The sequence below is a fragment of the Paraburkholderia agricolaris genome, from assembly GCF_009455635.1.
Taxonomy (GTDB): domain Bacteria; phylum Pseudomonadota; class Gammaproteobacteria; order Burkholderiales; family Burkholderiaceae; genus Paraburkholderia; species Paraburkholderia agricolaris.
The window spans coordinates 4476911-4490284 of record NZ_QPER01000001.1 but is presented as its reverse complement, the minus strand read 5'-3'; the positions used below and the strand labels follow the sequence as shown (position 1 = coordinate 4490284).

General features: G+C 56.6%; 9 protein-coding genes, 4 tRNA genes and 2 rRNA genes. 14 read left to right on the top strand and 1 reads right to left on the bottom strand.

The window, feature by feature from the left end:
* Positions 1–321: 321 nt before the first annotated feature.
* The 13 genes from GH665_RS19825 to rplL all read left to right on the top strand — a co-directional run bounded on the left by GH665_RS19825 (position 322) and on the right by rplL (position 8889).
* A 23S ribosomal RNA gene (locus GH665_RS19825) occupies positions 322–3201 on the top strand.
* Positions 3202–3418: 217 nt separating this feature from the next.
* Positions 3419–3531: ribosomal RNA gene (rrf, locus tag GH665_RS19820) — 5S ribosomal RNA — on the top strand.
* A gap of 155 nt (positions 3532–3686) precedes the next feature.
* A tRNA-Tyr gene (locus GH665_RS19815) sits at positions 3687–3772 on the top strand.
* 41 nt (positions 3773–3813) lie between these two features.
* Positions 3814–3887: transfer RNA gene (locus GH665_RS19810), tRNA-Gly, on the top strand.
* Between the two features lie 16 nt (positions 3888–3903).
* A tRNA-Thr gene (locus tag GH665_RS19805) sits at positions 3904–3978 on the top strand.
* A gap of 63 nt (positions 3979–4041) precedes the next feature.
* Positions 4042–5232, top strand: a complete 1191-nt coding sequence (gene tuf, locus GH665_RS19800; protein WP_063497539.1) for an elongation factor Tu — start codon at positions 4042–4044, stop codon at positions 5230–5232.
* Between the two features lie 65 nt (positions 5233–5297).
* Positions 5298–5373 (top strand) — tRNA-Trp (locus GH665_RS19795).
* 36 nt (positions 5374–5409) lie between these two features.
* Positions 5410–5790, top strand: a complete 381-nt coding sequence (secE, locus tag GH665_RS19790) for a preprotein translocase subunit SecE (protein ID WP_046567533.1) — start codon at positions 5410–5412, stop codon at positions 5788–5790.
* Between the two features lies 1 nt (position 5791).
* Positions 5792–6349 (top strand): transcription termination/antitermination protein NusG, encoded by a 558-nt coding sequence (nusG, locus tag GH665_RS19785; protein WP_007180147.1) that lies wholly within the window; start codon positions 5792–5794, stop codon positions 6347–6349.
* A 165-nt stretch (positions 6350–6514) separates the two neighbouring features.
* Complete coding sequence (gene rplK, locus GH665_RS19780; protein ID WP_025496715.1) at positions 6515–6946, top strand: 50S ribosomal protein L11; 432 nt, start codon at positions 6515–6517, stop codon at positions 6944–6946.
* Positions 6947–7645 (top strand): 50S ribosomal protein L1, encoded by a 699-nt coding sequence (gene rplA / locus GH665_RS19775; protein ID WP_011490061.1) that lies wholly within the window; start codon positions 6947–6949, stop codon positions 7643–7645. It begins immediately after the preceding gene.
* A gap of 302 nt (positions 7646–7947) precedes the next feature.
* Positions 7948–8451 carry a 50S ribosomal protein L10 gene (gene rplJ / locus GH665_RS19770; protein WP_007180144.1) on the top strand — a complete coding sequence of 168 codons (504 nt, stop codon included), beginning with the start codon at positions 7948–7950 and terminating at the stop codon, positions 8449–8451.
* A 63-nt stretch (positions 8452–8514) separates the two neighbouring features.
* A complete protein-coding gene (gene rplL, locus GH665_RS19765; RefSeq protein ID WP_025584719.1) occupies positions 8515–8889 on the top strand; it encodes a 50S ribosomal protein L7/L12 in 375 nt (124 codons plus the stop codon).
* A 3-nt stretch (positions 8890–8892) separates the two neighbouring features.
* Here the strand turns inward: rplL and GH665_RS38950 are convergent, their stop codons facing one another.
* Positions 8893–9135, bottom strand: coding sequence for a hypothetical protein (locus tag GH665_RS38950; RefSeq protein ID WP_216752869.1), 243 nt, complete (start codon positions 9133–9135; stop codon positions 8893–8895).
* A gap of 124 nt (positions 9136–9259) precedes the next feature.
* Between GH665_RS38950 and rpoB the strand changes: the two genes are divergently transcribed.
* Positions 9260–13366 (top strand): DNA-directed RNA polymerase subunit beta, encoded by a 4107-nt coding sequence (gene rpoB / locus GH665_RS19760; RefSeq protein ID WP_153137670.1) that lies wholly within the window; start codon positions 9260–9262, stop codon positions 13364–13366.
* The last annotated feature ends 8 nt before the right edge of the window (positions 13367–13374 follow it).

The window sequence follows — 13374 nt, the reverse complement described above, 5'->3', positions numbered from 1 at the left end:
GTCAGAGTGATACGCGGTTATAGCAACTGCGATATCGGCTGTCGTTCTTTAACAATCAGGAAGAAGTAGTAAAGAGATTCACGAAAGCGTGTCTAGAGATGGGCATGCGAGTAGGTGAATCAGGGTTGTGATTGTATCAATGTATGAAAAGAGAGATCGAAAGATCGCTTTTGGAATACGGCGCAACACGAATACTCAACCTGTAACGATGTGACTGAGGTCCAGGACATTCCCTGTGAATGTCCCTGTCCCCTTCGGGGATGGGACCAGAGTAAGCGCTAAAGCGCTAACTCTGGGTCGACAGAGACACACCCGTTATAGGGTCAAGCGAACAAGTGCATGTGGTGGATGCCTTGGCGATCACAGGCGATGAAGGACGCGGTAGCCTGCGAAAAGCTACGGGGAGCTGGCAAACGAGCTTTGATCCGTAGATGTCCGAATGGGGAAACCCGGCCCGTATGGGTCATCCGTAACTGAATACATAGGTTACGAGAAGCGAACGCGGTGAACTGAAACATCTAAGTAACCGCAGGAAAAGAAATCAACCGAGATTCCCAGAGTAGTGGCGAGCGAAATGGGACCAGCCTGTACTCTTTATCTTCATTGTTAGTCGAAGGCTCTGGAAAGTGCTGCCATAGCAGGTGATAGCCCTGTAGACGAAAACAGCGAGGAAGAACTAGGTGTACGGAAAGTAGGGCGGGACACGTGAAATCCTGTCTGAAGATGGGGGGACCATCCTCCAAGGCTAAATACTCGTGATCGACCGATAGTGAACCAGTACCGTGAGGGAAAGGCGAAAAGAACCCCGGGAGGGGAGTGAAATAGATCCTGAAACCGCATGCATACAAACAGTCGGAGCCTCGCGAGGGGTGACGGCGTACCTTTTGTATAATGGGTCAGCGACTTACATTCAGTGGCAAGCTTAACCGATTAGGGCAGGCGTAGCGAAAGCGAGTCCGAACAGGGCGATTCAGTCGCTGGGTGTAGACCCGAAACCAGGTGATCTATCCATGGCCAGGATGAAGGTGCGGTAACACGTACTGGAGGTCCGAACCCACTAACGTTGAAAAGTTAGGGGATGAGCTGTGGATAGGGGTGAAAGGCTAAACAAACCTGGAAATAGCTGGTTCTCTCCGAAAACTATTTAGGTAGTGCCTCGTGTATCACCTTCGGGGGTAGAGCACTGTCATGGTTGTGGGGTCCATTGCGGATTACTACGCCATAGCAAACTCCGAATACCGAAGAGTGCAATCACGGGAGACAGACATCGGGTGCTAACGTCCGGTGTCAAGAGGGAAACAACCCAGACCGCCAGCTAAGGTCCCCAAATATTGCTAAGTGGGAAACGAAGTGGGAAGGCTAAAACAGTCAGGAGGTTGGCTTAGAAGCAGCCATCCTTTAAAGAAAGCGTAATAGCTCACTGATCGAGTCGTCCTGCGCGGAAGATGTAACGGGGCTAAGCAATATACCGAAGCTGCGGATGCACATTTATGTGCATGGTAGGAGAGCGTTCCGTAAGCCTGCGAAGGTGCATTGAAAAGTGCGCTGGAGGTATCGGAAGTGCGAATGCTGACATGAGTAGCGATAAAGGGGGTGAAAGGCCCCCTCGCCGTAAGCCCAAGGTTTCCTACGCAACGTTCATCGGCGTAGGGTGAGTCGGCCCCTAAGGCGAGGCAGAAATGCGTAGCTGATGGGAAGCAGGTTAATATTCCTGCACCATTGTTAAATGCGATGGGGGGACGGATCGCGGAAGGTTGTCCGGGTGTTGGAAGTCCCGGTCCTTGCATTGGAGAAGGCGCTTAGGCAAATCCGGGCGCGGAATTCAAGGGTGCGAGGCCATTCACCTAGGTGAAGAAGCAATCGGAAGTGGTTCCAAGAAAAGCCTCTAAGCTTCAGTTTAACAAGACCGTACCGCAAACCGACACAGGTGGGCGAGATGAGTATTCTAAGGCGCTTGAGAGAACTCGGGAGAAGGAACTCGGCAAATTGGTACCGTAACTTCGGGATAAGGTACGCCCCTGTAGCCTGACTGGCCTGCGCCAGGAGGGTGAAGGGGTTGCAATAAACTGGTGGCTGCGACTGTTTAATAAAAACACAGCACTCTGCAAACACGAAAGTGGACGTATAGGGTGTGACGCCTGCCCGGTGCCGGAAGATTAAATGATGGGGTGCAAGCTCTTGATTGAAGTCCCGGTAAACGGCGGCCGTAACTATAACGGTCCTAAGGTAGCGAAATTCCTTGTCGGGTAAGTTCCGACCTGCACGAATGGCGTAACGATGGCCACACTGTCTCCTCCCGAGACTCAGCGAAGTTGAAGTGTTTGTGATGATGCAATCTCCCCGCGGCTAGACGGAAAGACCCCATGAACCTTTACTGTAGCTTTGCATTGGACTTTGAACCGATCTGTGTAGGATAGGTGGGAGGCTATGAAGCGTGGACGCCAGTCTGCGTGGAGCCGTCCTTGAAATACCACCCTGGTTTGTTTGAGGTTCTAACCTTGGTCCGTTATCCGGACTGGGGACAGTGCATGGTAGGCAGTTTGACTGGGGCGGTCTCCTCCCAAAGTGTAACGGAGGAGTACGAAGGTACGCTAGGTACGGTCGGAAATCGTGCTGATAGTGCAATGGCATAAGCGTGCTTAACTGCGAGACCGACAAGTCGAGCAGGTGCGAAAGCAGGTCATAGTGATCCGGTGGTTCTGTATGGAAGGGCCATCGCTCAACGGATAAAAGGTACTCTGGGGATAACAGGCTGATACCGCCCAAGAGTTCATATCGACGGCGGTGTTTGGCACCTCGATGTCGGCTCATCTCATCCTGGGGCTGTAGCCGGTCCCAAGGGTATGGCTGTTCGCCATTTAAAGAGGTACGTGAGCTGGGTTTAAAACGTCGTGAGACAGTTTGGTCCCTATCTGCCGTGGGCGCTGGATATTTGAAGGGGGCTGCTCCTAGTACGAGAGGACCGGAGTGGACGAACCTCTGGTGTACCGGTTGTCACGCCAGTGGCATCGCCGGGTAGCTATGTTCGGAAGAGATAACCGCTGAAAGCATCTAAGCGGGAAACTCGCCTTAAGATGAGATATCCCCGGGGCTTCGAGCCCCTTGAAGGGTCGTTCAAGACCAGGACGTTGATAGGTCAGGTGTGGAAGCGCAGTAATGCGTTAAGCTAACTGATACTAATTGCCCGTAAGGCTTGATCCTATAACAGGTGTGTGTCGGCAGCCGTGAGTGCTTCAGCACTTATGGATGCCCCACCCTGCGCCACGCGCAGGGTCTTATGCAGACCACACACAGGTTGAGATCAGTGTTGTGCCAGAAACAACACAACCCCCGAATCTCCCTCTGGTGAGCATCACCAGAAACTACTTCTTCCAGATTGGTTGTGCCGCCCCCCAGGGCGACACGACAACAAGTCATGCCTGATGACCATAGCGAGTCGGTCCCACCCCTTCCCATCCCGAACAGGACCGTGAAACGACTCCACGCCGATGATAGTGCGGATTCCCGTGTGAAAGTAGGTAATCGTCAGGCTCCCTAGCAGCAACAGAAACCCCACCCCATCAAGGTGGGGTTTCTGCGTTTACAGCGGCGTTGGGCTCACTATATAAGTGAGAGCTATGAGTTCGGAACGGTCGAGCAAGCCTTGACAACAAGCGGTTGTTCCCTCATAATCATCAGTTCTCTGCGGAGGGGTGCCCGAGTGGCTAAAGGGGGCAGACTGTAAATCTGTTGGCTTACGCCTACGTTGGTTCGAATCCAACCTCCTCCACCAGAATGCAAGCTGTAGCAGTAGTTGGGAATCCATGAATCCTTGCGGGTGTAGCTCAATGGTAGAGCAGAAGCCTTCCAAGCTTACGACGAGGGTTCGATTCCCTTCACCCGCTCCAGTAACAAAGAAGTAGCGCCCATGTGGCTCAGTGGTAGAGCACTCCCTTGGTAAGGGAGAGGTCGGCAGTTCGATCCTGCCCATGGGCACCAGAAGTACTCGGTGATTGTTTGCGCGCGGCGCAACGTACGGATAAATCCTCTTAGGAGTCGAAAATGGCCAAGGGTAAGTTTGAGCGGACCAAGCCGCACGTGAACGTCGGCACGATCGGTCACGTTGACCACGGCAAGACCACGCTGACGGCAGCGATCACGACGGTGCTGACCAAGAAGTTTGGCGGCGAAGCGAAGGCATACGACCAGATCGATGCGGCGCCGGAAGAAAAGGCACGTGGTATCACGATCAACACGGCACACGTCGAGTACGAAACGGCTAACCGCCACTACGCACACGTCGACTGCCCGGGCCACGCTGACTATGTGAAGAACATGATCACGGGCGCAGCGCAGATGGACGGCGCGATCCTGGTGTGTTCGGCTGCAGACGGCCCGATGCCGCAAACGCGTGAGCACATCCTGCTGGCGCGTCAGGTTGGCGTTCCGTACATCATCGTGTTCCTGAACAAGTGCGACATGGTGGACGATGCTGAGCTGCTGGAACTCGTCGAGATGGAAGTTCGCGAACTTCTGTCGAAGTACGACTTCCCGGGCGACGACACGCCGATCATCAAGGGTTCGGCCAAGCTGGCGCTGGAAGGCGACACGGGCGAGCTGGGCGAAGTGGCGATCATGAACCTGGCCGACGCGCTGGACACGTACATCCCGACGCCGGAGCGCGCAGTTGACGGTGCGTTCCTGATGCCGGTGGAAGACGTGTTCTCGATCTCGGGTCGCGGCACGGTGGTGACGGGTCGCGTTGAGCGCGGCGTGGTGAAGGTCGGCGAAGAAATCGAAATCGTCGGTATCAAGCCGACGGTGAAGACGACGTGCACGGGCGTGGAAATGTTCCGCAAGCTGCTCGACCAGGGTCAGGCAGGCGACAACGTGGGTATCCTGCTGCGCGGCACGAAGCGTGAAGACGTGGAGCGTGGCCAGGTTCTGGCGAAGCCGGGTTCGATCAACCCGCACACGCACTTCACGGCTGAAGTGTACGTGCTGAGCAAGGACGAAGGTGGCCGTCACACGCCGTTCTTCAACAACTATCGTCCGCAGTTCTACTTCCGTACGACGGACGTGACGGGCTCGATCGAGTTGCCGAAGGACAAGGAAATGGTCATGCCGGGCGACAACGTGTCGATCACGGTGAAGCTGATCAACCCGATCGCGATGGAAGAAGGTCTGCGCTTCGCAATTCGCGAAGGTGGCCGTACGGTCGGCGCTGGTGTGGTTGCCAAGATCCTCGAGTAACGCCAGATAGTTCTCGTTGATCGGTAGTTACGGGGTTGGCGGTGTCGTCAACCCCAAAATGGTTTAGGGGTATAGCTCAACTGGCAGAGCGTCGGTCTCCAAAACCGAAGGTTGGGGGTTCGATTCCCTCTGCCCCTGCCAACTCTCGCGCCGTATGTGGCGCTTCGTTAAGGTGTTATGGCGAATCCTTCCGTCGAAACTGTAAATACATCCGGCGACAAGCTGATGCTCGTCGCGGGCGTATTGTTGGTCTTGGCCGGGTTCGTGGGGTTCTTCTGGCTCAGCGGCCAGGAATGGTACGTCCGCGGAGCCGCCTTGGCTGTTGGCGCTATCGCGGGTGTTGCAGTCGGTCTTCTCTCCGCGCCTGGCAAGGGTTTCATCGCTTTCGCCAAAGACTCGTACAAAGAAGTTCGTAAGGTTGTCTGGCCGACTCGTAAAGAGGCCACCCAGACAACGCTCGTAGTGTTTGGCTTCGTGTTCGTGATGGCGATCTTTCTTTGGATTAGCGATAAATCCATCGAATGGGCGATTTTCTCGGTGATTCTGGGTTGGAAATGATATGAGCGATACTCCGGCATCCCCGAGCGGCAAACGTTGGTACGTGGTGCACGCCTACTCCGGCATGGAGAAGAGCGTGCAACGTGCGCTTCAGGAGCGCATCGAACGTGCTGGCATGCAAGACCAATTTGGTCAAATCCTCGTTCCGACTGAAGAAGTGGTCGAGGTGAAAGGCGGTCACAAATCAGTGACCGAGCGTCGTTTCTTCCCGGGCTATGTGCTCGTAGAAATGGAAATGACAGACGAGACATGGCACCTCGTGAAAAACACGGCAAAGGTGACGGGTTTCGTGGGCGGTGCGCGTAATCGTCCTAGCCCGATTTCCCCGCGGGAAGTCGAGAAGATCATGTCGCAAATGCAGGAAGGCGTGGAGAAACCGCGTCCGAAGACCCTGTTCGAAGTGGGCGAGATGGTGCGCGTGAAGGACGGTCCGTTCACGGATTTCAACGGCAGCGTCGAAGAAGTGAACTACGAAAAGTCGCGCGTCCGTGTTTCCGTTACAATTTTCGGCCGCGCAACGCCGGTCGAGCTGGAATTCGGCCAAGTCGAAAAATTGTAATCCAGAATTCTACGGGACGCACCATTCGGTGCGTCCCGTATTTCGCGCTTACGGTCCGCGTAATGGCCGTTGAGGAGCGTAAGTAGTCTGTTTTTCGGCGAACGCGCGCTACTACTCACTGAATGTCCATCTGTACCACGGTGGCGTTCCTAAGAGGTTTTCAAAATGGCAAAGAAAATCATCGGCTTTATCAAGCTGCAGATTCCTGCAGGTAAAGCCAACCCGTCGCCGCCGGTCGGTCCGGCACTGGGCCAACGCGGCCTGAACATCATGGAGTTCTGCAAGGCGTTTAACGCGCAGACTCAAGCAATGGAGCCGGGTCTGCCGATTCCGGTCGTGATCACCGCGTTCGCGGACAAGAGCTTCACGTTCGTTCTGAAGACGCCGCCGGCTACGGTTCTGATTAAGAAGGCAGCGAAGATCGACAAGGGTTCGGCCAAGCCGCATACCGACAAGGTCGGCAAGATCACCCGCGCTCAAGCTGAAGACATCGCCAAGACCAAGATGCCCGATCTGACGGCAGCTGATCTGGACGCAGCGGTTCGTACGATCGCTGGTAGCGCCCGCTCGATGGGCATCACCGTGGAGGGCGTGTAAATGGCTAAGCTTTCAAAGCGTCTGCAAGCATTTGCAGCCAAGGTTGATCGTCAAAAGCTGTATGCGATCGACGAAGCTCTGTCGCTCGTGAAGGAATGCGCAAGCGCGAAGTTCGACGAGTCGATCGACGTTGCAGTGCAACTCGGTATTGACGCGAAGAAGTCGGACCAAGTGGTTCGCGGTTCGGTCGTGCTGCCGGCTGGTACCGGTAAGTCGGTTCGCGTGGCAGTGTTTGCACAAGGCGAAAAGGCTGAGCAAGCTCGTGCAGCTGGCGCAGAAGTCGTCGGTATGGAAGACCTGGCTGAACAAGTCAAGGCTGGCAAGTTGGACTTCGACATCGTGATCGCTTCGCCGGACACGATGCGCGTTGTCGGTACGCTCGGCCAGATCCTCGGCCCGCGTGGCCTGATGCCGAACCCGAAGGTTGGCACGGTTACGCCGGACGTCGCGACTGCAGTCAAGAACGCCAAGGCTGGTCAGGTGCAATTCCGTGTCGACAAGGCCGGTATCATCCACGCCACGATTGGCCGTGCTTCGTTCGAGCCGACGGCTCTGCGTAGCAACCTGAACGCTCTCGTCGACGCGCTGCAAAAGGCGAAGCCGGCAACGAGCAAGGGTGTGTATCTGCGCAAGGTTGCGCTGTCGAGCACGATGGGTGTTGGCGTTCGCGTCGACCAGGCATCGCTCGCAGCACAGTAATAAATTTCATCGCCTCGATGTGAGTCGAGGCGGTTTTATGGGCTTTGGGCGGTCGCAAGATGGCAGTCTGCATCGAGCGGCCGGTTGTCAAAGACCGTTGGCGGGAACGCAGCAGGTAGGCGGTCCCTTAATGTAAAGCCAACGCAGATGGCGAACCCGAAAAGGTTTTGTAGTGATGAAGCCGGTTGAAGTCCGCAGCAATGTGGGGTTCAGGCGGTCGAAATACTCCTGACTGGTCGGACGCCGTTATTGAACGCGGTACACAAGGCGCACGCCGCGTGTATCGAATCTGGAGGTTAACCGTGCCACTTAACAAAGAAAGCAAGCAGGCCGTCGTCGCTGAGGTTGCCGCGCAAGTCGCGAAAGCCCAGACCGTGGTTCTGGCTGAGTATCGTGGAATCGCGGTTGGCGATCTGACCAAGCTGCGCGCGAAAGCGCGTGAGCAACAGGTTTACCTTCGTGTGTTGAAAAACACGCTGGCGCGTCGCGCTGTCGAAGGTACCCCGTTTGCTCCGCTGGCAGAGCAGATGACTGGTCCCCTGATCTACGGCATCTCGGAAGATGCAATTGCTGCTGCTAAGGTCGTCAACGACTTCGGCAAAACCAATGACAAGTTGATCATCAAGGCTGGTTCCTACGAAGGCAAGGTGATGGACAAGGCTGGCGTGCAAGCGCTGGCAAACATCCCGAGCCGCGAAGAACTGCTCTCCAAGCTGTTGTACGTTATGCAAGCACCTGTTTCCGGCTTTGCGCGCGCCCTGGCCGCGCTGGCAGAAAAGAAACAAGGCGAAGAAACCGCTGCGTAACGCACTTCAGTCGAGCGTGATTGATCGCTGGCTGTATCCGAATTCAATTTAGGAGTATTTCAAATGGCAATCGCAAAAGATGACATCCTCGAGGCAGTAAGCTCGATGTCGGTTCTGGAACTGAACGAGCTGGTTAAGGCGTTCGAAGAGAAGTTTGGCGTGTCGGCAGCTGCTGTTGCAGTGGCAGGCCCGGCAGGCGGCGGCGCTGCTGCTGCTGCTGAAGAGCAAACCGAATTCACGGTCAACCTGGTTGAAGTTGGCGCGAACAAGGTTTCGGTCATTAAGGCTGTTCGTGAACTGACGGGTCTCGGCCTGAAGGAAGCGAAGGACCTGGTCGACGGTGCACCGAAGCCTGTTAAGGAATCGGTACCGAAGGCTGCTGCTGAAGAAGCCAAGAAGAAGCTGGAAGAAGCCGGCGCGAAGGCTGAAATCAAGTAAGTTTCAGCGCGTTGTGCGAAGGCTGGCGGTTTTCCACCGCCGGCCTTTTTGTGCTTTGTGGGGACCACGTTTTTTGCCAATCGTTTTCGGCAGAAACTGGGCCCCAGAAGCCAAAGAAAACCGCCTTTCGGCAACATTGACCGGCGTTTCTCTTTGTCTTCTGAAGCGACTGCAGAAGGCAAGTTTGGTCGGGTAGCGGGCAACATAGGCATCCGCTGCCGTCAGCCAGCGGTTGGTAGCGGCCAACCACCAAGCTTCTAGGCTCGTTCAGGCCATCGGACGGCCATCGGGTCTCAGTCGGTGAACACTCGGGTTGTCTCATCAAGGTATCCTGCCTCGACAACAATGCCCGCCGTGATTCGGAGATCGTATGCAATATTCCTTCACCGAGAAGAAGCGCATTCGCAAGAGTTTTGCGAAGCGCCCCATCGTTCACCAAGTACCTTTCCTGCTGGCTACCCAGCTTGAATCATTCAGCACGTTTCTGCAAGCAGACACGTCGTCCACGCAACGCAAGCCGGAAGGCCTGCAGGCTGCGTTTACATCCGTTTTCCCGATCGTTTCGCACAACGGTTTTGCGCGTCTCGAGTTCGTCAGCTACATGCTGTCGCCGCCGGCATTCAACATCAAGGAATGTCAGCAGCGCGGTTTGACATACTGCTCGGCGCTGCGCGCGAAAGTGCGCCTGGTGCTGCTCGACAAGGAATCGCCGAGCAAGCCGGTCGTCAAGGAAGTGAAGGAACAGGAAGTGTACATGGGCGAAATTCCGCTCATGACGCCGACGGGTTCGTTCGTCATCAACGGCACGGAACGCGTGATCGTTTCGCAGCTGCACCGCTCGCCTGGCGTGTTCTTCGAACACGACAAGGGCAAGACGCATAGCTCGGGCAAGCTGCTGTTCTCGGCACGTATCATTCCCTACCGCGGTTCGTGGCTCGACTTCGAGTTCGATCCGAAGGACGTGCTGTACTTCCGCGTTGACCGCCGTCGCAAGATGCCGGTCACGATCCTGCTGAAGGCGATCGGCCTGACGCCGGAACAGATCCTCGCAAACTTCTTCGTGTTCGACAATTTCACGCTGATGCCGGAAGGCGCGCAGATGGAATTCGTGCCGGAGCGTCTGCGTGGTGAAGTCGCACGTTTCGACATTACGGATCGTGATGGCAACGTGATCGTCCAGAAGGACAAGCGGATCAACGCCAAGCACATTCGCGACCTCGACAACGCGAAGACGAAGTTCATCTCGGTGCCGGAAGACTATCTGCTCGGCCGCGTGCTCGCGAAGAACGTCGTTGACGGCGACACGGGTGAAGTCATCGCTAACGCGAACGACGAAATCACCGAAACCGTCCTCGAAAAGCTCCGCGAATCGAAGATCAAAGAAATCCAGACGCTCTACACGAACGATCTGGATCAAGGTCCGTATATCTCGTCGACGCTGCGTATCGACGAAACCGCGGACAAGATGGCTGCACGCATTGCGATCTACCGCATGATGCGTCCGGGCGAACCGCCGACCGAAGAAGCGGTCGAGGCGTTGTTCAACCGTCTGTTCTACAGCGAAGACGCATACGACCTGTCCAAGGTGGGTCGTATGAAGTTCAACCGCCGTGTCGGTCGCGACGAAATCGTCGGTCCGATGACGCTGCAAGACGACGACATCCTCGCAACGATCAAAATCCTGGTCGAACTGCGTAACGGCAAGGGCGAAGTGGACGACATCGACCACTTGGGCAATCGTCGTGTGCGTTGCGTCGGCGAACTGGCGGAAAACCAGTTCCGCGCAGGTCTCGTGCGTGTCGAACGTGCTGTGAAGGAACGCCTCGGCCAGGCCGAAAGCGAAAACCTGATGCCGCACGACCTGATCAACTCGAAGCCGATTTCGTCGGCGATTCGCGAGTTCTTCGGTTCGTCGCAGCTGTCGCAGTTCATGGACCAAACGAACCCGCTGTCGGAAATCACCCACAAGCGCCGTGTTTCGGCACTTGGCCCGGGCGGTTTGACGCGTGAGCGCGCCGGCTTTGAAGTCCGCGACGTGCACCCGACCCACTACGGCCGTGTGTGCCCGATTGAAACGCCGGAAGGTCCGAACATCGGCCTGATCAACTCGCTCGCACTGTACGCGCACCTGAACGAATACGGCTTCCTCGAAACGCCGTACCGCAAGGTCGTGGACAGCAAGGTGACCGATCAGATCGACTATCTGTCGGCGATCGAAGAAGGCCGTTACGTGATCGCTCAGGCGAACGCGGCGGTGGCTGCTGATGGCTCGCTGACCGACGAACTGGTGTCGTCGCGTGAAGCTGGCGAAACGTTGATGGTTACGCCGGACCGCATCCAGTACATGGACGTGGCGCCGTCGCAGATCGTCTCGGTTGCAGCTTCGCTGATTCCGTTCCTCGAGCACGATGACGCGAACCGCGCATTGATGGGTTCGAACATGCAGCGTCAGGCTGTGCCGTGTCTGCGTCCTGAAAAGGCCGTGGTCGGTACGGGTATCGAACGCACGGTGGCAGTCGACTCGGGTACGACGGTTCAGGCATTCCGCGGTGGTGTGGTCGATTACGTCGACGCAGGCCGTATGGTGATCCGCGTGAACGACGATGAAGCCGTTGCGGGCGACGTCGGCGTGGACATCTACAACCTGATCAAGTACACGCGTTCGAACCAGAACACGAACATCAACCAGCGCCCGATCGTGAAGGTCGGCGATATCGTGTCGCGTGGCGACGTGCTGGCTGATGGTGCATCGACCGACCTCGGCGAACTGGCTCTCGGCCAGAACATGCTGGTCGCGTTCATGCCGTGGAACGGCTACAACTTCGAAGATTCGATCTTGATCTCGGAGAAGGTGGTTGCTGACGACCGTTACACGTCGATCCACATCGAAGAACTGAACGTCGTAGCTCGCGATACGAAGCTTGGACCGGAAGAAATCACGCGCGACATCTCGAACCTGGCTGAAGTGCAACTCGGCCGTCTCGATGAGTCGGGCATCGTCTACATCGGCGCTGAAGTCGAAGCAGGCGACGTGCTGGTCGGTAAGGTGACGCCGAAGGGCGAAACCCAGCTGACGCCGGAAGAAAAGCTGCTGCGCGCGATCTTCGGTGAAAAGGCTTCGGACGTGAAGGACACGTCGCTGCGCGTGCCGTCGGGCATGAGCGGCACGGTCATCGACGTGCAAGTGTTCACGCGTGAAGGTATTCAGCGCGACAAGCGTGCGCAACAGATCATCGACGATGAACTGAAGCGTTATCGCCTCGACCTGAACGACCAGCTGCGTATCGTGGAAGGCGATGCATTCCAGCGTCTCGCTCGTATGCTGACCGGCAAGGTCGCAAACGGTGGTCCGAAGAAGCTCGCGAAGGGTACGAAGATCGAACAGGCTTACCTGGAAGATCTCGACCACTACCACTGGTTCGACATCCGCCTCGCGGACGAAGAAGCAGCGGCACAGCTCGAAGCTATCAAGGACTCGATCGAACAGAAGCGTCACCAGTTCGATCTGGCGTTCGAAGAAAAGCGCAAGAAGCTCACGCAAGGCGACGAACTGCCGCCGGGTGTGCTGAAGATGGTCAAGGTGTATCTGGCTGTTAAGCGTCGTCTGCAGCCTGGCGACAAGATGGCCGGCCGTCACGGTAACAAGGGTGTGGTGTCGAAGATCGTTCCGATCGAAGACATGCCGTACATGGCCGATGGCCGTCCTGCTGACGTCGTGCTCAATCCGCTCGGCGTGCCGTCGCGGATGAACGTGGGTCAGGTTCTCGAAGTGCATCTGGGTTGGGCCGCGAAGGGTCTCGGCTGGCGTATTGCAGAAATGCTGCAACGTCAGGCGAAGATCGCTGAACTGCGCGAATTCCTGACCAAGATCTACAACGAGTCGGGCCGCGCTGAAGAGCTGGACAGCTTCACGGACGACGAAATCGTCGAACTGGCGAAGAACCTGCGCGAAGGCGTTCCGTTTGCCACGCCGGTGTTCGACGGTGCGACGGAAGAAGAAATGTCGCGCGCACTGGATCTGGCATTCCCGGACGACATCGCGAAGAACCTCGGCATGACGCCGTCGAAGAACCAGGTACGTCTGTATGACGGCCGCACGGGTGAGATGTTCGAACGTACGGTGACTGTCGGCTACATGCACTACCTGAAGCTGCACCACTTGGTCGACGACAAGATGCACGCGCGTTCCACGGGCCCGTACTCGCTCGTAACGCAGCAGCCGTTGGGCGGTAAGGCGCAGTTTGGTGGCCAGCGTTTCGGTGAAATGGAAGTGTGGGCGCTCGAAGCGTACGGCGCATCGTACGTGTTGCAAGAAATGCTGACGGTGAAGTCGGATGACGTGGCGGGCCGGACCAAGGTGTATGAGAACCTGGTCAAGGGTGATCACGTGATCGACGCCGGCATGCCGGAATCCTTCAACGTGTTGGTGAAGGAAATCCGCTCGCTCGGTATCGATATCGACCTCGACCGCAACTAATCGGACTA

Coding starts and splice junctions, on each gene's coding strand:
- tuf (WP_063497539.1), top strand. CDS start 4,042: ATGGCCAAGGGTAAGTTTGAGCGGACCAAGCCGCACGTGAACGTCGGC.
- secE (WP_046567533.1), top strand. CDS start 5,410: ATGGCGAATCCTTCCGTCGAAACTGTAAATACATCCGGCGACAAGCTG.
- nusG (WP_007180147.1), top strand. CDS start 5,792: ATGAGCGATACTCCGGCATCCCCGAGCGGCAAACGTTGGTACGTGGTG.
- rplK (WP_025496715.1), top strand. CDS start 6,515: ATGGCAAAGAAAATCATCGGCTTTATCAAGCTGCAGATTCCTGCAGGT.
- rplA (WP_011490061.1), top strand. CDS start 6,947: ATGGCTAAGCTTTCAAAGCGTCTGCAAGCATTTGCAGCCAAGGTTGAT.
- rplL (WP_025584719.1), top strand. CDS start 8,515: ATGGCAATCGCAAAAGATGACATCCTCGAGGCAGTAAGCTCGATGTCG.
- rpoB (WP_153137670.1), top strand. CDS start 9,260: ATGCAATATTCCTTCACCGAGAAGAAGCGCATTCGCAAGAGTTTTGCG.